This window comes from Micromonospora sp. NBC_01638 (genome assembly GCF_045209745.1).
GTDB lineage: Bacteria > Actinomycetota > Actinomycetes > Mycobacteriales > Micromonosporaceae > Micromonospora.
The window spans coordinates 214,882-231,395 of the sequence record NZ_CP109273.1 but is presented as its reverse complement, the minus strand read 5'-3'; the positions used below and the strand labels follow the sequence as shown (position 1 = coordinate 231,395).

Annotated in this window: 16 protein-coding genes; 10 read left to right on the top strand and 6 right to left on the bottom strand. The window is 72.6% G+C overall.

The annotated features are described in order from the left end of the window. The first annotated feature begins 38 nt into the window (after positions 1-38). From OG811_RS00975 to OG811_RS00965, 3 genes are read left to right on the top strand one after another with little or no spacing between them, the layout of a single operon-like run. Complete coding sequence (locus OG811_RS00975; RefSeq protein WP_406071392.1) at positions 39-1,145, top strand: AAA family ATPase; 1,107 nt, start codon at positions 39-41, stop codon at positions 1,143-1,145. Then, positions 1,124-2,119 carry a DUF58 domain-containing protein gene (locus OG811_RS00970; protein ID WP_406075437.1) on the top strand — a complete coding sequence of 332 codons (996 nt, stop codon included), beginning with the start codon at positions 1,124-1,126 and terminating at the stop codon, positions 2,117-2,119. Before OG811_RS00975 ends, OG811_RS00970 begins: the two co-directional genes overlap by 22 nt. Next, positions 2,116-3,066 (top strand): VWA domain-containing protein, encoded by a 951-nt coding sequence (locus tag OG811_RS00965; protein WP_406071391.1) that lies wholly within the window; start codon positions 2,116-2,118, stop codon positions 3,064-3,066. The genes OG811_RS00970 and OG811_RS00965 overlap by 4 nt, the downstream gene beginning before the upstream one ends. A 348-nt stretch (positions 3,067-3,414) precedes the next feature. Here OG811_RS00965 and OG811_RS00960 read toward each other — a convergent pair whose 3' ends face one another. The 4 genes from OG811_RS00960 to OG811_RS00945 form a co-directional block, all read right to left on the bottom strand. After that, the gene (locus OG811_RS00960; protein WP_406071389.1) at positions 3,415-4,659 is read right to left on the bottom strand and encodes an acyltransferase; all 1,245 of its coding nucleotides are present in this window, start codon (positions 4,657-4,659) and stop codon (positions 3,415-3,417) included. Beyond that, positions 4,656-5,558 carry an alpha/beta hydrolase gene (locus OG811_RS00955; RefSeq protein ID WP_406071388.1) on the bottom strand — a complete coding sequence of 301 codons (903 nt, stop codon included), beginning with the start codon at positions 5,556-5,558 and terminating at the stop codon, positions 4,656-4,658. Before OG811_RS00955 ends, OG811_RS00960 begins: the two co-directional genes overlap by 4 nt. Before the next feature lie 99 nt (positions 5,559-5,657). Continuing rightward, entirely contained in the window at positions 5,658-6,320 is a 663-nt protein-coding gene (locus OG811_RS00950; protein WP_406071387.1) for a response regulator, read from the bottom strand. Further along, positions 6,317-7,555, bottom strand: coding sequence for a sensor histidine kinase (locus tag OG811_RS00945; protein ID WP_406071386.1), 1,239 nt, complete (start codon positions 7,553-7,555; stop codon positions 6,317-6,319). Before OG811_RS00945 ends, OG811_RS00950 begins: the two co-directional genes overlap by 4 nt. Positions 7,556-7,710: 155 nt before the next feature. Here OG811_RS00945 and fabG point away from each other — a divergent pair, with 155 nt between their 5' ends. The 4 genes from fabG (at position 7,711) to OG811_RS00925 (ending at position 11,143) form a co-directional block, all read left to right on the top strand. Further along, the gene (fabG, locus tag OG811_RS00940) at positions 7,711-8,415 is read left to right on the top strand and encodes a 3-oxoacyl-ACP reductase FabG (RefSeq protein ID WP_406071384.1); all 705 of its coding nucleotides are present in this window, start codon (positions 7,711-7,713) and stop codon (positions 8,413-8,415) included. Positions 8,416-8,451: 36 nt separating this feature from the next. Beyond that, positions 8,452-9,219: an enoyl-ACP reductase FabI gene (gene fabI, locus OG811_RS00935; RefSeq protein ID WP_406071382.1), complete on the top strand. Its 768-nt coding sequence runs from the start codon at positions 8,452-8,454 to the stop codon at positions 9,217-9,219. 100 nt (positions 9,220-9,319) lie between these two features. Continuing rightward, positions 9,320-10,348, top strand: a complete 1,029-nt coding sequence (locus OG811_RS00930) for a ferrochelatase (protein ID WP_406071380.1) — start codon at positions 9,320-9,322, stop codon at positions 10,346-10,348. A 15-nt stretch (positions 10,349-10,363) separates the two neighbouring features. Next, the gene (locus OG811_RS00925) at positions 10,364-11,143 is read left to right on the top strand and encodes an HAD-IIA family hydrolase (RefSeq protein WP_406071379.1); all 780 of its coding nucleotides are present in this window, start codon (positions 10,364-10,366) and stop codon (positions 11,141-11,143) included. Positions 11,144-11,344: 201 nt separating this feature from the next. Here the strand turns inward: OG811_RS00925 and OG811_RS00920 are convergent, their stop codons facing one another. Then, positions 11,345-12,139 carry a hypothetical protein gene (locus tag OG811_RS00920; protein WP_406071377.1) on the bottom strand — a complete coding sequence of 265 codons (795 nt, stop codon included), beginning with the start codon at positions 12,137-12,139 and terminating at the stop codon, positions 11,345-11,347. Between the two features lie 303 nt (positions 12,140-12,442). Between OG811_RS00920 and OG811_RS00915 the strand changes: the two genes are divergently transcribed. Then, on the top strand, positions 12,443-13,255 hold the full coding sequence (locus OG811_RS00915; protein ID WP_406071376.1) for a DUF3097 domain-containing protein: 813 nt from the start codon (positions 12,443-12,445) through the stop codon (positions 13,253-13,255). A 146-nt stretch (positions 13,256-13,401) separates the two neighbouring features. Here OG811_RS00915 and OG811_RS00910 read toward each other — a convergent pair whose 3' ends face one another. Continuing rightward, entirely contained in the window at positions 13,402-14,715 is a 1,314-nt protein-coding gene (locus OG811_RS00910; RefSeq protein ID WP_406071375.1) for a serine hydrolase domain-containing protein, read from the bottom strand. A gap of 118 nt (positions 14,716-14,833) precedes the next feature. Between OG811_RS00910 and OG811_RS00905 the strand changes: the two genes are divergently transcribed. Then, positions 14,834-15,307 carry an NfeD family protein gene (locus tag OG811_RS00905; RefSeq protein ID WP_406071374.1) on the top strand — a complete coding sequence of 158 codons (474 nt, stop codon included), beginning with the start codon at positions 14,834-14,836 and terminating at the stop codon, positions 15,305-15,307. 5 nt (positions 15,308-15,312) lie between these two features. Then, positions 15,313-16,419 (top strand): SPFH domain-containing protein, encoded by a 1,107-nt coding sequence (locus tag OG811_RS00900; RefSeq protein ID WP_406071373.1) that lies wholly within the window; start codon positions 15,313-15,315, stop codon positions 16,417-16,419. Positions 16,420-16,514 lie beyond the last annotated feature (95 nt).

Genomic DNA, 16,514 nt, shown 5'->3' with positions numbered 1-16,514 from the left:
CACGAGCCGCGACGACCGACCAACGCTGTGGAGGACCGGTGGCCCAGCCGACCATGCCCGACGCCCCGACGCCGAACGGGGCGGCACCGCAGACACCTGCGCCGGTGACCACGCCCGCGCAGGACGCCACCCTGCTGGAGCGGGCGCTGTTCGAGATCAAACGTGTGATCGTCGGGCAGGACCGGATGGTGGAGCGGATGTTCGTCGCGCTGCTCGCCCGCGGTCACTGCCTGCTCGAAGGGGTGCCCGGGGTCGCCAAGACCCTGGCGGTGGAGACTCTCGCGAAGGTCGTCGGCGGATCCTTCGCCCGGGTGCAGTTCACCCCGGACCTGGTGCCGTCCGACATCATGGGCACCCGGATCTACCGGCAGTCGAGCGAAAAGTTCGATGTCGAGTTGGGCCCCGTCTTCGTCAACTTCCTGCTCGCGGACGAGATCAACCGGGCTCCGGCGAAGGTGCAGTCCGCGCTGCTGGAGGTGATGAGCGAGCGGCAGGTGTCCATCGGCGGGGAGAGCCACCGGGTGCCCGAGCCGTTCCTGGTGATGGCCACCCAGAACCCGATCGAGCAGGAGGGCGTCTATCCGCTGCCGGAGGCGCAGCGGGACCGGTTCCTCATGAAGATCGTGGTGGGCTACCCGACCGATGTCGAGGAACGGGAGATCGTCTACCGGATGGGCGTGGCCGCGCCCGAGCCGACCGCGGTGTTCGACACACCCGAGCTGATCGCCCTGCAACGCAAGGCCGACCAGGTCTTCGTACACAATGCCCTGGTCGACTACGCGGTCCGGCTGGTGCTGGCCACCCGCGCCCCGGCCGAGCACGGCATGCCCGACGTCGCGCAACTGATCCAGTACGGGGCCAGCCCGCGCGCCTCGCTCGGTCTGGTCCGGGCGACCCGCGCGCTGGCGCTGCTGCGTGGGCGTGACTACGCCCTGCCGCAGGACGTGCAGGACATCGCCCCGGACATCCTGCGGCACCGGTTGGTGCTCAGCTACGACGCGCTCGCCGACGACGTGCCGGCCGACCACATCGTGCACCGGGTGATGTCGACCATCCCGCTTCCGGCGGTCTCTCCCCGGCAGCAGGCCACCCCGTCGTCGACCGTGCCCCCGCCGGGCGCTGGCTGGCCCGGGCAGCGCCCGTGACCTCACCCACCCCTCGCCCCGCCCCCGACCGCAGCGAGGCCGTGCTGTCCCGGTTGCAGCTTCTCGTCACCCGCAAGCTCGACGGTCTGCTCCAGGGCGACTACGCCGGTCTGCTGCCCGGACCGGGCAGCGAGGCGGGTGAGTCGCGGGAGTACCGCGCGGGCGACGACGTGCGCCGGATGGACTGGCCGGTCACCGCGCGGACCACGACACCGCACGTGCGGCGTACGGTCGCCGACCGGGAGCTGGAGACCTGGCTCGCGCTGGATCTCTCCGCCAGCCTGGACTTCGGCACCGGGCAATGGCTGAAGCGGGAGGTGGTGGTGGCCGCCACGGCCGCCATCACCCATCTGACCGTGCGCGGTGGCAACCGGATCGGTGCCGTGATCGGCACCGGCGGCGGTGCGTCCGCGCCGGCCCGGCGCTGGCGAGGTGGACCGCCGCCGACCGGGCCCGGGGTGCTCACCCGGCTGCCGGCCCGTGCCGGCCGCAAGGAGGCGCAGGGCCTGCTGCGTGCCGTCGCCGGCACCACCATCCAGCCTGGCCGTGGTGACCTCGGTGCCCTGATCGAGATGCTCAACCGTCCGCCCCGCCGGCGCGGGGTGGCCGTGGTGGTCTCAGACTTCCTCGCACCAATCGAGCAGTGGGCCCGGCCGATGCGCAAGCTGCGGGTCCGCCACGACGTGCTGGCGATCGAGGTGATCGACCCGCGAGAGCTGGAGCTGCCCGACGTTGGCGTGTTGCCGGTGGTCGACCCGGAAAGCGGTGAGCTGCACGAGGTGCAGACCGCCGACCCGCGGCTGCGGCAGCGCTACGCCGATGCCGCCACCGCCCAACGGGCCGCGATCGCCGCCGCCCTGCGTGGCGCCGGCGCGGCCCACCTGCGTCTGCGTACCGACCGAGACTGGCTGCTGGACATGGTGCGATTCGTTGCCGCGCAGCGGCACGCGCGCACCCGGGGGACGACACGATGATCCGTTTCATGCAACCGTGGTGGCTGCTGGCTGTGCTGCCGGTGCTCGCCCTCGCCGCGTTCTACGTCTGGCGGCAGTTGCACCGCCGGGCGTACGCGATCCGGTTCACCAATGTGGACCTGCTGCGTACGGTGGCGCCGAAGGGGCTCGGCTGGCGTCGGCACGTCCCAGCGACCGCGTTCCTGCTCTGCCTGCTGGTGCTGGCCACCGCACTGGCCCGGCCCGCAGTGGACACCAAGGAGCCGCTGGAGCGGGCCACCGTGATGCTCGCCATCGACGTGTCGTTGTCGATGCAGGCCGACGACGTGGCACCGAACCGACTGGAAGCGGCGCAGGAGGCGGCCAAGCAGTTCGTCAGTGAGCTGCCGGCGAGCTACAACCTGGGGCTCGTGTCGTTCGCCAAGGCGGCCAACGTGCTGGTGCCGCCGGGCAAGGACCGGGGCGCGGTGACCAGTGCCATCGACGGGCTGGTGCTGGCCGAGGCGACCGCGACCGGCGAGGCGGTGTTCACCTGCCTGGAGGCGATCCGGTCGGTGCCGGCCGACGGCGCGGCGGGCATCCCGCCGGCGCGGATCGTGCTGCTCTCCGACGGGTTCCGCACGTCCGGCCGGTCGGTGGAGGAGGCGGCGGCGGCAGCGCAGGCGGCCAACGTCCCGGTCTCCACCATCGCCTTCGGCACCGACACCGGCCAGGTCGACATCGGCGGGCAGTTGCAGCGGGTGCCGGTGGACCGGCTGGCGCTGGCCGAGCTTGCCGAGACCACCGAGGGCTACTTCTACGAGGCGGCCTCGGTGAGCGAGTTGAAGCAGGTCTATCAGGACATGGGCAGCTCGATCGGATTCCGCACCGAGCCGCGTGAGGTGACCCAGTGGTACGCGGGGGTGGCGCTGCTGCTGGCGCTCTGTGCCGGTGCGCTCAGCCTGCTCTGGTCGTCGCGGATGCTCTGAGCGGGGGGCCGGCGGTGGTCAACCGCCGCCGGCCAGCAGGACTCAGTGACCGCCGTCGGCTGGCCTGACTCAGTGACCGCCGCCGGCCAGCACGAAGACGATGGCCACCCAGACGGCGGCGAGGGTGAAGCCCAGCGGGGCGACGTAGCGGCTCATGGACGGCTCCGGGTGGCGGCTGGACGGTCCGTTTGCGGGGGCGGACCGCAGGGGGTGGGGACGCGCACACGAAGTCGTGACCGGGCGGCTCCCGACGACCGCCCGGGATCGGGCGGCGCGGCACACGCACCTCGGCCTGGACCGAAGCGGTGGGGAGCGGAGCGGGGTCAGCTCACCAGACTGAGTCGTGACTCAGCGGGGCTGACCATCGGCCCGGCCACGACTGGGAGGATCGCTATCTCGCACAGCGATCACCTCCTGCAAGTCGGGCGGGCCGGAACGTTGATGATCGTACACCTGCGGTGCCGACGGGACGCACTCGGCCGAGCGGCCGGCGACCCCTCCACCGCCCGGTTGGCGCCGACTCCTCAGATGACCGGCCGGCTGGGCCGTTCGCACCACGGTGACCAGCACCGCGGCGAGCAGTGGCAGCCAGCAGCAGCGCGCCAGCACCCAGTCCGGGTCGTCCGGCACGGTGTGCAACCCGGGCAGGGTCAGCCCGCTGCGGGCGGTGAGTGCGGTCACCGCCACCAGTATCGGCTGGTGCCACAGATAGATCCGGACTGCGGAACGGTTCACCTCGGTCACCGCTCGGCCCGGCAGCGGCCGGGCCACCAGCCGTTCCAGCGCCGGCCGAGCGAGCAGCCCCAACCCGACCTGGGTGACCGCCAGCGCCACTGCCAGCAGCGACGGCGGATTCAGGTTGGACACCCCGTCCCCGGGCACTCCGACGGCGCTCACCGGGTAGCCCAGCGCCAGCAGCGCCGCCAGCGCGGCGGCCCCGCAGCCCGCGAGCGTGCCCGCCGCCCGCCGGCCGTCCAACCGCCCATCGGCGTGCGCGACGCCCAGCAGGTACGGCACCGACCAGGCCACCACCACGGTGACCGGTGGCAGGTCGGTGCCGGCCGGCAGCAGGCGGACGGCCAGGTCGGCCGCCGCGACCACCGCCACCACCGGTGCGACGCATCGCGCGACCCCCCATCGGCGTACGGCGGCGCGCAGCGGGCCGCTCACCGCGACCAGGAACAGCAGCGGAACCAGGAACCACAACGGACTGACCGCAAGCCGCAGCGCGACGGTGAGCGTGTCATCCGGGGTGCCGACGACGGTGGCGGCGAGCAGCACGGCGGCGCCCATCCCCAGCAGCGCCACCGTGGGCAGCAGCAGCCGGCGCAGTCGACGGGCCAGCCAACCGCCGGGGCCGCCCCCGTGGCGGGCCAGCGACCGGGTCGAGCCGAACCCGGCGGTGAAGAAGAACAACCCGAGCGTCTGCAACACCCAGGTCACCGGGGCCAGACCGGGCACCGCGGTCAGCGGGCTGGCCTGGTGCAGCCCACCGTCACCGGTCAGCACCAGCCCGGTGACCAGCCAGTGTCCCAGCACCACCCCGCCGATGGCGTACGCCCGCAGCGCGTCGACGGTGCGGTCGCGGCTCATCGGGCGTCCCCGACCCGGTCGGCGTCGGCGGCGCCCAGGACGACTGCCGCCACCGCGACCAGCGTGGCGCTGCCCGACGCGAGGTAGCTGTCGTGCCCGGCCACGCCACCCACCGGCAGGGGCCGGGCACCGAACGCCGGGTCGCCGGGGCGACGGCCGAAGCCGAGGCCGGGCAGTCGCACCGGCGGCACCCGACGGATCCAGTCGGTGGGCGCCTCGGCCGCCCAGAACCGCCGCCCGTGCAGATCGTCGGCGCGCTGCACCCCGGCACCGACACCGCCCAGACTGACCACATCGGTGACCTGGGCCGGGGCGTCCGTGGCCGCCAGCGACACCACCAGCGCCCCGTAGCTGTGCCCGACCAGCGTGATCGTCGCCGCCGGGTTGCGTGTCGCGAGTTCCCGCAGCAGCATGGCCAGCCCGGCCGCGCCCCGCTGGGCGCCGACACCGCCGGCGGCGGTCAACACCCCGTCGGGCGGGTCGTAGCCGAGCCAGGCCAGCACCGCGACCCGCGCCGCCGGGTCGCCCGCCCGCAGCTCCTGGTAGAGCTGCCCGGCCTGCACGGCCGGTGCCCGGTGGGCCACCCCGCCCAACCCCCGGTCGAAGTCCGCGAGGGTGCTGCCCACGCCGGGCACCAGCACCGCGATCCGGTCCGCGCCGGCCAGGTCGCCGAGCACCTCGACGGCGCGGCCGTCGCCGCGCGGGTCGAACAGCAGAAACCGACGCCCGTCGGCGACCCAGTCCGCGTACGGGGGGCCGGCCGCGCGCATCGCCGCCGCCATGACCGGGTACGCCTCGACGAACCCCGCCGCCGCGACCGGCTCGGGTCGGGTCGGTAGGACCAGGTTCACGCCGAGCAGCGCGGCCAGAGCCACCCGGCTGGCACCTCGTCGTCGCATCACGTTCTCCCTCCGGAATGTCGTCCGGAGGGAGAGTGCGCGGGAGGGCGGTGCCCGGTCGTCGTTCCGGGGAGCCATCTGCGGGCTGGCTCCACGGAGCTACTCGCCGGCGGCCACCAGACCCGTCTCGTACGCCAGCACCACGGCCTGGGCCCGGTCGCGCAGCCCCAGCTTCGTCAGGATCCGCCCGACATGCGTCTTCACGGTCTGCTCGGCCACCACCAGGTCACCCGCGATCTCCGCGTTGTTGCGGCCCCGGGCGATCAACCGCAGCACCTCGGTCTCTCGTGGGGTGAGCCCGGCCAGGTCGGTGGGGCGCGGCCGGCGGCGGTCCGGACGGGCCGCGAACTCAGCGATCAGCCGGCGGGTGACCGCCGGAGCGAGCAGCGCGTCCCCGGCCGCCACCACCCGCACCGCCTGCACCAGATCGGCCGCCGGGGCGTCCTTGAGCAGAAAGCCGCTCGCCCCGGCGCGCAGCGCCTCGTACACGTAGTCGTCCAGATCGAAGGTGGTGAGGATGAGCACCCGGGGTCGCTGCGCCGACCGGTCACCGAGCAGCTTGCGGGTCGCGGCCAGCCCGTCCAGCACCGGCATCCGCACGTCCATCAGCACCACGTCCGGGTCGAGCCGGCGGGCGGCGGCGACGGCCTGCGCGCCGTCGGCGGCGTCACCCACCACCAGCAGATCCGGTTGGGCGGCGAGCAGCGCACCGAAGCCCTGCCGGACCATCGCCTGGTCGTCGGCGATCAGCACCCGGATCATCGGTTTCCGCCCTCCGCGTCGTACGGCAGCTCGGCCGCCACCGCGTAACCCCCGTCGGGCAGCGGCCCGGCGGTGAACGTACCGCCCAACGAGGTGGCCCGCTCCCGCATGCCGGTCACCCCGTGCCCGGCGCCCACCTCGGTCTCCGGCCGGGCGTGCCCGTCGTCGGGCGGCGCGTTCTGCACGCGTACCCCCAGGGTGGACCGATCGGCGCGGACGGTGACCCGCACCGTGGCCCCGGCCGCGTGCCGGGCCGCGTTGGCCAGGCCCTCCTGCACGATGCGGTACGCGGCCAGCCCGACCGGCGCGGGCACCTGTCCGTCGTGCACCGGCCCGGCGTCCAGGGTCACCGGCATGCCGGCGCGGCACGCCGCGTCCACCATCGCGCCCAGGTCGGCCAGGTCCGGCTGCGGGGCGGTCTGCGGCCCGGCCGACTCGCTGCGCAGCACTCCCAACAGCCGCCGCATGTCGTTCAGCGCGTCGCGGGCCGAGGCGGCGATGGCGACGAATTCCGCGGCTGCCGGCGCCGGCACGTTGGTCAGCCGGTACGGGGCGGTCTCCGCCTGCACCGCGATCAGCGACATGTGGTGGGCCACCACGTCGTGCATCTCCCGGGCGATCCGGGTGCGTTCCTCCAGCACCGCGCGGCGCTCCTGCTCCCGTTCGCTCAGCTCGGTCTGCGCGGCCAGCGCGTGCCGGGACAGCCGGTTACGCCGGATCAGGTCGCCGACGATCGCCAGCGCGCCGAGTAGCGCCAGGACGGCGGCCCGGTTCTCGGCGTGAACCAGGGTGAGCACCGGCACCATGGTGATCGTTACCAGCCAGGCCAGCACCGGCCGGTCGACCCGCGCGACGACCACCGCGACCACCGCGATCGACCCGAGCGCCAGCGGCGGGGTCCACGGGCCGGGCAAGTCGGTCGGCGCGTTGAACGTGCACACCAGCAGGGCCAGCACGGTCAGCCGCCAGGCCAGCAGCGGACGTCGGGGCAGCGCCAGCAGCGGCGCCACGGTCATCGCCGCGAACAGCACCGCGATCGGCGTCGGCAGGCCCCAGTCGCTCTCCACGCTGAGCGTGATCCAGAAGAGGCCGAGCGCGGCGAGCAGCCCGACCGGGGTGGCGTATCGGGCCAGCCGGGGCCAGCGGGCCGCCAGCGGTCGACCGGGCGGGGCGTCCGGGCCCAGCAGGGTCTGCTGTAGCGCCCGCAGGGCCACGACGATCGGTTGCCAATTCACCACCGGGAGGCTACGGGCCGACCCCGCCGCGAGGCGTGCCACCAGGGGTTGATTCCGGTGTCGTACCCCAGTGTGACGCGATGCCCGTTAGCGCTTACCTGCCGGTAACGCCTAGGCTCCGACGCGTCCGTGCTGACCATTCGCAAGGGGGAACAGTGGCCCGTACCGTGCTGGTGACCGGGGGCAACCGGGGGATCGGCCTGGCCATCGCGCAGGCCTTCGCCAAGCAGGGCGACCGGGTGGCGGTCACCCACCGCAGCGGCGAGGCTCCGGAAGGGCTGTTCGGCGTACGCGCCGACGTCACCGACGCGGCCTCGATCGACGCCGCGTTCACCGCCGTCGAGGCCGAGCTGGGGCCGGTCGAGGTGCTGGTCGCGAACGCCGGCATGACCGCCGACACGCTACTGCTGCGGATGACCGAGGAGCAGTTCACCGGTGTGCTGGACACCAACCTCACCGGTGCGTTCCGGGTCGCCAAGCGGGCCTCCGGCAAAATGCTCCGCGCCAAGTGGGGCCGCATGATCTTCATTTCCTCGGTGGTCGGCCTCGCCGGCGGCGCCGGGCAGGTCAACTACGCCGCCAGCAAGGCCGGTCTGGTCGGCGTGGCCCGCTCGATCACCCGCGAGCTGGGCAGCCGCAACATCACCGCGAACGTGGTCGCGCCCGGCTTCATCGACACGGACATGACCGCCGGCCTGCCCGAGGACCGCAAGGCGGAGATCCGCAAGTCGATCCCGGCCGGCCGGATGGCCAGCCCGGACGAGGTCGCCGGAGTGGTCACCTGGCTGGCCTCCGACAGCGCCGGGTACGTCTCCGGCGCCGTTATCCCGGTCGACGGCGGCCTCGGCATGGGCCACTGATCAGCGCTTCTCGACAACGTACGGAGGAACCCCCGGATGTCCGGACTGCTCGCCGGTAAGCGGCTGCTCGTCACCGGTGTCATCACCGACGCCTCGATCGCCTTCTCGGTGGCGAAGCTCGCTCAGGAGAACGGCGCGCAGGTCGTGCTCACCGGCTACGGCCGGCTCTCCCTGGTCGAGCGGATCGCCAGGCGGCTGCCCGAGCCGGCGCCGGTGATCGAGGTGGACGTGACCAACACCGACCACCTGGCCAGCCTCGCCGACCGGGTGCGCGAGCACGTCGACGGGCTCGACGGCGTCGTGCACTCGATCGGCTTCGCCCCGCAGAGCTGCCTCGGCGGCGGCTTCCTCGACGCCCCCTGGGAGGACGTGGCGACCGCCCTGCACGTCTCCACCTTCTCGTACAAGTCGCTGGCCATGGCGGCACTGCCGCTGATGTCGCCCGGCGGCGCGGTGGTCGGCCTGACCTTCGACGCGACGAAGGCGTGGCCGGTCTACGACTGGATGGGCGTGGCCAAGGCCGGCCTGGAGTCGGCGTCCCGCTACCTGGCGCTGCACCTGGGCAAGCAGGGCATCCGCAGCAACCTGGTCGCCGCCGGGCCGCTGCGCACCATCGCCGCGAAGTCGATCCCCGGCTTCGACCAGTTCGAGGACGCCTGGGCCGAGCGGGCCCCGCTGGGCTGGAGCCTCACCGACCAGGAGCCCGCCGCGCGGGCCTGCCTGGCGCTGCTCTCCGACTGGTTCCCGGCCACCACCGGCGAGATCGTCCACGTCGACGGCGGCTACCACGCCATCGGCTCCTGACGCTCCTCCGACGACGCCCCCGACCGCCGGACGCGTGACCCACGGGTCCGGTCCAGGGGGCGTCGCCCGGTGGTCCCGGCCGACCGGCAAGAATGACCCCATGTCGTACGACGCGGTGGTGCTGGTGTCCTTCGGCGGGCCGGAGCGGCCCGAGGACGTGATGCCGTTCCTGCAGAACGTGACCCGGGGCCGGGGTGTGCCGCCCGAGCGGCTGGCCGAGGTCGCCGAGCACTACCAGCACTTCGGTGGGGTGTCCCCGATCAACCAGCAGTGCCGAGACCTGCTGGCCGCCGTCCGCGCCGACTTCGCCGCACACGGTGTCGACCTGCCCGTCTACTGGGGCAACCGCAACTGGGACCCGATGCTTGCGGACACCGTGACGCAGATGCGCGACGACGGGGTCACCCGGGCGCTGGCCTTCGTCACCAGCGCGTACGGCGGCTACTCGTCCTGCCGGCAGTACCAGGAGGACATCGCCGCCGCGCGGGCCGCCGTCGGCCCGGACGCCCCGGTGATCGAGAAGCTGCGTCAGTTCTGGGACCATCCCGGCTTCGTCGAGCCGCACGCCGACGCGGTCCGGGCGGCCCTGGGCCAGCTCGACCCGGCGAAGCGGGACACCACCCGGCTGGTCTTCACCGCCCACTCCATCCCCACCTCCATGGCGGCCAACGCCGGCCCGCACGGCGGCCGGTACGAGGCGCAACTGCACGAGAGCGCCCGGCTGGTGGCCGCGGCCGCCGCACCCGACCTGGCGTACGACCTGGTCTGGCAGAGCCGCTCCGGCCCGCCGCAGATGCCGTGGCTGGAACCGGACATCAACGATCACCTGACCGCCCTCGCGCAGGGCGGTACCACCGGGGTGGTGGTCAGCCCGATCGGATTCGTCTCCGACCACCTGGAGGTCGTGTGGGACCTGGACACCGAGGCGCTGGACACGGCCAAGCAGCGCGGCCTGGACTTCGTCCGGGCCGCCACCCCGGGCACCGACCCGCGTTTCGTGGCAATGGTGCGTGAGCTGGTCACCGAGCGGACCGACCCGGACGGTGTGCAGCTGCGCCGCCGCCTGGGCGAGCTGCCGATGTGGGACACCTGCGCGACCGTCTGTTGCGTGCCGACCCGTCGCCCCTGACCCCTGAGGATCATCATGCATGACCGCAAGCCCGTGCAGAGTTGGCTGACCGACATGGACGGCGTGCTGGTGCACGAGGGCCAGCCGGTGCCCGGCGCACCCGAGTTCATCAAACGGATGCGTGCCTCCGGCAAGCCGTTCCTGGTGCTGACCAACAACTCGATCTACACCCCGCGTGACCTGACGGCCCGGCTCACCCGGATGGGGCTGGACGTGCCGGAGGAGGCGATCTGGTCGTCCGCGCTGGCCACCGGCCAGTTCCTTGCCGATCAACGGCCGGGCGGCACCGCGTACGTGATCGGTGAGGCCGGGCTGACCACGGCGCTGCACGCGGTCGGCTACGTGCTCACCGACTTCGCCCCGGACTACGTGGTGCTCGGCGAGACGCGCACCTACAGCTTCGAGGCGATCACCAAGGCCGTCCGTCTGATCAACGATGGAGCCCGGTTCATCTGCACCAACCCCGACGTGACCGGCCCGTCCGTGGAAGGCGCTCTGCCCGCCGCCGGGTCGGTCGCCGCGATGATCTCCAAGGCGACCGGGGTGGAGCCGTACTTCGTCGGCAAGCCGAATCCGATGATGATGCGCTCGGCGCTCAACACGATCAACGCGCACTCGGAGAGCACCGCGATGATCGGTGACCGCATGGACACCGACATCCTGTGCGGCCTGGAGGCTGGGCTGGAGACCATCCTGGTGCTCACCGGAATCAGCAGCCGCACCGAGGCGGAGCGTTACCCGTACCGCCCGTCCCGGATCATCAACTCGGTCGCGGACCTGCTCGACGAGATCTGATCATCGCGCTGTCGGCTTTCGTGCCGGTTGCTGGTTCGGTGATGATCGCGCTGCAACCAGGAAGTAGTGCTCACCCTCCCCCCGGAGGCCACTACATCCCGGATCGAGCACGATCATGCCTAGGCCGGGCCGGCTTTGCCGCGGTGGGGGTGCGGTGGGGGTGCGGTGGGGGTGCGGTGGTGCGGTGGTGCGGCTGGCGCGTCAGGGGCGCAGTGGGGCGTTGCAGGCGGCCACCAGGGCCTGGCGGCAGGCCGTGGTGAGCGGACGAAGAGCCGCGTCCCGTTGCTGCGCCTCGTAGTTGTTGATCGCGCCACCCGGCGCGGCGTGCCCGGCCAACGCGAGCACCCGGTCGAGCACCGCGGCCCGGGCGAAGAGTCGGCGGGCACGCGGGTCGAAGCCCGGTGGCAGGTCGGTGGCGCCGTCCGAGCGGCGTAGCGCCGCCAGCGCACCGGCCAACTCGGGCCGCCACTGGGCAACGTCGAGACGGGTCAGCGCGGCGGTCGTCTCGGCCAGTGCGGCGGCCAGTTCGGCCTCCGCCTCGGCGGCACCAGGCAGTGCGAGTGAGGCGGCCGGCGCGTTGGCCGGCAACGGGTACACCCGCCAGAGCACCGTCTCGAAACAGTCCCCCGAGCCGGAGGTGTGCATCCGCACCTGAGGAATCAACCCGAGCCCACCGGCGACCACCGCCTCGCCCGTCACCAGTGCCGCACCGGCGAAGTCGCCAGGGCCGGGCAGCCCTCGGGGATCGCCCGGCGCGGGCAGCACCAGGCGGATGTCGTCCGGGGAGAGCTTGGCCAGGGTGGGCAGCGCGGCGCCCAGCGGGACGTCGGTCCAGGTGCCGGGGGCGTCCGCGACGAGATGCTCCTCGTCGCCAGCGATGGCGTCGGCGACCTCGTCGTACGGCACCAACCCGGCGCGCCACGCGCGCACCCAGGCAACGAACCGGCTCGACCGGCGCGGCGCGAGTGTGGCCGCGCCCGTTGCGGGGGTGGACATGCCGAAAGGGTACGTGGTCATGACCGGCCCTGTCTCGACTGCCGCTCCCGCCGCCCGGCCCGCCCCGAACTGCCCCCTTCGCCCCGATCCCCGCCCCTCGCGCATCCCCGCCCACCCCCTCGCCCGCCCCGCCGTTCGCGTCCCCACCCCCCACTTCGTCGATCATGCCCTCGTGGTGGGCGACAGCTGCCGGTTACGAGCGTTCCGTGAGGCACCACAACTCCATGATCGACGGAGTGGGGGGCGGTGTGGGGCGGTGTGTCGGGAGGCGGGGCCGGTGGCGCGGGAGTTAGCGTGATCGACATGGCGGGGCGATACGGCGAGGACGTGTTGGCGGGGGACTGGCGGCGGCGGAAGGTCACCCCCGAGGTGGACGCCGAAGCGGATCTCGTAGTGGAGGATGCCGACTCCGGATTCTGCGGAGCGGTGGTGGGCTTCGAGGCCGGCGCGGTGGTGCTGGAGGACCGACATGGCCGACGGCGCAACTTCCCGCTGCTACCGGCGGCGTTCCTGCTCGACGGTCGACCGGTGACGCTGCGCCGCCCGACCCGCGCATCGGTGCCGGCGGCGCGTCGGCGGACCGCGTCCGGTTCAGTGGCGGTGGAGAACGTTCGGGCGCAGGTGGCCAAGGCCAGCCGGATCTGGGTCGAGGGCATCCACGACGCCGCGCTGGTCGAGCGGATCTGGGGTGACGACCTGCGGATCGAGGGCGTGGTCGTGGAGCCGTTGGACGGAATCGACGCCCTCGACACCGAGGTACGCGACTTCGGCCCCGGCCCGACCCGACGACTCGGCGTGCTCGTCGACCACCTGGTGCCGGGCAGCAAGGAGAGCCGGATCGTGGCCCGCGTGAATTCGCCGTACGTGCTGGTGACCGGACACCCGTACGTGGATGTCTGGCAGGCGGTCAAGCCAGCGGCGCTGGGCATCGCGGCGTGGCCGGTGGTGCCGCCGGGACGGCCATGGAAGGAGGGCGTCTGCGCGGCACTCGGGGTAGCGCAGCCGGCCGACATGTGGCGGCACATCCTGTCCCGGGTGCACAGCTTTGCCGACGTGGAGACTCCCCTGATCAACGCCATGGAACGCCTGATCGACTTCGTCACCGAGCCAGCCTGAGCGCCCGCAGCAGCGGCACGCCCCACGCCAGATGCGCCGCCCGCCCCGGCAGCTGCGCCGCCCGAACGCCCCTCGCACTAGCCGGGCCGGGGCAGGGGCGGGCCGGGGCGGGACGGGTCCGGCACCGGATGGGGGCAGCGCGTGACTCAGGGCTGCTGGTCGGGGGTGCGGGTGTAGACGAAGGTGGCGATGTCAAGAGCGACCGCCTGGCCCTGCTCGTCGCGGCGCACCGTGAGGATCTCGCCGTCCTGCCCGCCGGCCCGACCTCGCCAGCGGTCCGGGCCTTCGGCGACGAAGTGGAGGTCCGGCATGCCGACCGGGCCGGCGCGCAGCTCGCCGGCTGCGTCCGCGTACACCTCGATGTCGGTGCCCATCCACCACCAGCGGCCGGTCAGCTCAGCCAGCTCGGCGGGCGGCGCGGCGGCGGCTGGCCGCCATGGGGTGACCGGCGTGGGTTCGGTGTCCAGCACGAGGGTGAGTAGCTGCCGGCCGAGCGCGCCGATGTGTCCGGAGCGCAGGCCGTACGAGTTGGCGAAGCCGACCACGGCGGTGCGGGTGGGTCGGTGCACGGCCAGCGAGGCGACGTAGCCGGGCATCGAGCCGCCGTGCCCGACGTACACCCGGTTGCCTTCCCGGAAGAGCTCCAGCCCGAGACCGTGCCCGTGGGTCCAGGCTTCCAGGTCACTGATCACCACCGGGGAGCACATCTCGGTCAGCGTCGAGGCGGCCAGCACCGACGGGTCGGGGTCGGCGAGGAATGCCGCCCACCGGCCCAGGTCCTCGATCGTCGCCCAGAGTTGCCCGGCGGGGGCCATCGCCCCGGTGTCGGTGCGGGGTTCCTCGCGCAGCGTGTCGTGCCAGGGGTGTACGACGTAGCCGCGGGCGAACGGCTCGGTGGCCGCGTACGTGGTGCGGCGCATTCCCAGCGGGGTGAGGAGCCGCTCGGTGAGGAGGTCGGCCCAGGGCTTTCCGCTGAGCCGTTCGAGCAACCCGCCGAGCAGCCCGTACGCCAGATTGGAGTAGTGGTAGGTGCGGTGCGGCGGGTAGGCGATCTTGTCGACGGTGAGCCCGGCGAGCAGGGTGGGCAGGTCGACGCCCGCGGTCCGCTCCCACCAGTCGCCGTCGGGTTCGCGCTGCATGCCGCTGGCGTGCGCGAGCAGTTGGCGCAGGGTGAGCGCGCCCACGCCGGTGCCCGGGAGGTGTCGTTCCAGCGGGTCGTCCACGGCGAGCCGGCCGGAGTCGCGCATCTGCATGATCAGGGTGGCGGTCATCGTCTTGCTGATCGAGCCCAGCCGGTACTGCAGGTCGACGTCCGGGTGGGGGTGCTCGCCGGCGGCGGCCAGGTGGACCAGTGCGCCGTCGCGGACCACGCCCAGCACCAGCGACGGGGCGTGACCGTCGGCCTGTGCCTGGGCGACCCGGGTGTCGATCTGTCGGACGGTCTCGGGCAGCAGGGTCAACGGGATCTCCTTAGGTATGGCCCGATTTGTGGCGTTTTGGCGGGCCGGAAAGAGCCTCGCCGAGCCTACTGATCTTCGCGGGGAGGTCGCTCGTGCTTTTGCGTGTCACGATCGGGGGGTGGACGCCGTGGTTTGGATCGTATTGGGTGTGGTGCTGACGGTCGCCGAGATCTTCACGACGACGTTATTTCTGATCATGTTCGGGGTCGGTGCGTTCGCCGCTGCCGGTGCGGCCGCCCTGGGCGCGCCGGTGGCGGTGCAGGCGCTGGTCTTCGCTTTGGTGTCGGCACTGAGTCTGGTGGTGGCCCGGCCGGCCCTCCGGCGGCACCAGCGCTCGGCGCTGGAAAGCGGCGAACAGCCGTTCGGCGTGGAGGCGATCGAGGGCTCCACGGCGCTGGTGTTGGAGCGGGTGGACGCTGACCGTGGCCTCGTCAAGATCGACGGTGAGCTGTGGAGCGCCCGGTCGTACGACACGACGCAGACGTTCGACCCTGGTCAACGGGTTCGAGTGATAAAGGTCCGGGGCGCGACCGCCCTGGTCTGGCAGGACGATGTTTCTTCCGCCGGCGAGCTGCCGGAAGCGAGAGGGTGAACGGGATGACGACTTTTGGAGTGCTGGTGCTCGCCGTGGCGTTTATCGCCGTGGTGACACTGGCCAAGGCGGTGCGGATCGTGCCGCAGCAACGCCAGGACGTGGTGGAACGGCTCGGCAAGTACAAGCGCACCCTCAGCCCCGGTCTCAACCTGCTGGTGCCGTTCGTCGACGCAGTTCGTACCAAGGTCGACATGCGGGAGCAGGTGGTCAGCTTCCCGCCGCAGCCGGTGATCACCTCGGACAACCTGGTGGTCTCGATCGACACGGTGCTCTACTTCAAGGTGGTCGACTCGGTCCGGGCGACCTACGAGATCTCCAGCTTCCTCCAGGCCATCGAGCAGCTCACCGTCACCACGCTGCGTAACGTGATCGGTTCGCTGGACCTGGAGCGGGCGCTGACCAGCCGGGACGAGATCAACCGGCACCTCTCCGGCGTGCTGGACGAGACGACGGGCCGCTGGGGCATCAAGGTGACCCGGGTGGAGATCAAGGCGATCGAGCCGCCGGCCAGCATCCGCGACTCGATGGAGAAGCAGATGCGCGCCGAGCGGGACCGCCGCGCGGCGATCCTCACCGCCGAGGGCCACAAGCAGTCGCAGATCCTCACCGCCGAGGGTGACAAGCAGTCCGTGGTGCTGCGGGCCGACGGTGACCGGCAGGCCCGGATCCTGCAGGCCGAGGGTCAGGCGAAGGCGATCCGGACGGTGTTCGACGCGATCCACCAGGCGAACCCGAGCCAGAAGGTCCTCGCCTACCAGTACCTGCAAGCCCTGCCGCAGATCGCCCAGGGCAGCGCCAACAAGGTCTGGATCATCCCGGCCGAGCTGACCAAGGCGCTGGAGGGGATGGGTGGCGCGTTGGGTGGTTTGAGCCAGATGGTGGGGGACCTTCCCACACCGGAGGCGGCCGACTACGCGAGCCAGGTCGAGCGCGAGGCCGCTGAGGCCGCTGAGGCCGCGGCCGCCGCGGCCCGGCAGGTCCACGACGAGGTACGCGTCGCCGAGGCGCAGGCCACCGGTGGCAAGGGCCCGCAGGGGCTCCCCGCGCCGGAGCCGGTCTCCCCGGAAAACCTGGTCAACGACCCGAGCGACCAGCGCGAGCGCGGCTGATCCAGTACACCGGCCGCCCGGCCGGGTAAATGCGAGAAAGACTCATGGGGCGCTCCGACGCCTGCCACGATCGGTCCTAGGACGGGTGGTGACCA

Bases quoted from the DNA above. Each gene is read 5' to 3' on its own strand.
- OG811_RS00955 (WP_406071388.1), bottom strand. From the start codon at position 5,558: ATGCGACGACGAGGTGCCAGCCGGGTGGCTCTGGCCGCGCTGCTCGGC.
- OG811_RS00920 (WP_406071377.1), bottom strand. From the start codon at position 12,139: ATGTCCACCCCCGCAACGGGCGCGGCCACACTCGCGCCGCGCCGGTCG.
- OG811_RS00915 (WP_406071376.1), top strand. From the start codon at position 12,443: ATGGCGGGGCGATACGGCGAGGACGTGTTGGCGGGGGACTGGCGGCGG.
- OG811_RS00965 (WP_406071391.1), top strand. From the start codon at position 2,116: ATGATCCGTTTCATGCAACCGTGGTGGCTGCTGGCTGTGCTGCCGGTG.
- fabI (WP_406071382.1), top strand. From the start codon at position 8,452: ATGTCCGGACTGCTCGCCGGTAAGCGGCTGCTCGTCACCGGTGTCATC.
- OG811_RS00900 (WP_406071373.1), top strand. From the start codon at position 15,313: ATGACGACTTTTGGAGTGCTGGTGCTCGCCGTGGCGTTTATCGCCGTG.
- OG811_RS00925 (WP_406071379.1), top strand. From the start codon at position 10,364: ATGCATGACCGCAAGCCCGTGCAGAGTTGGCTGACCGACATGGACGGC.
- OG811_RS00950 (WP_406071387.1), bottom strand. From the start codon at position 6,320: ATGATCCGGGTGCTGATCGCCGACGACCAGGCGATGGTCCGGCAGGGC.
- OG811_RS00930 (WP_406071380.1), top strand. From the start codon at position 9,320: ATGTCGTACGACGCGGTGGTGCTGGTGTCCTTCGGCGGGCCGGAGCGG.
- OG811_RS00960 (WP_406071389.1), bottom strand. From the start codon at position 4,659: ATGAGCCGCGACCGCACCGTCGACGCGCTGCGGGCGTACGCCATCGGC.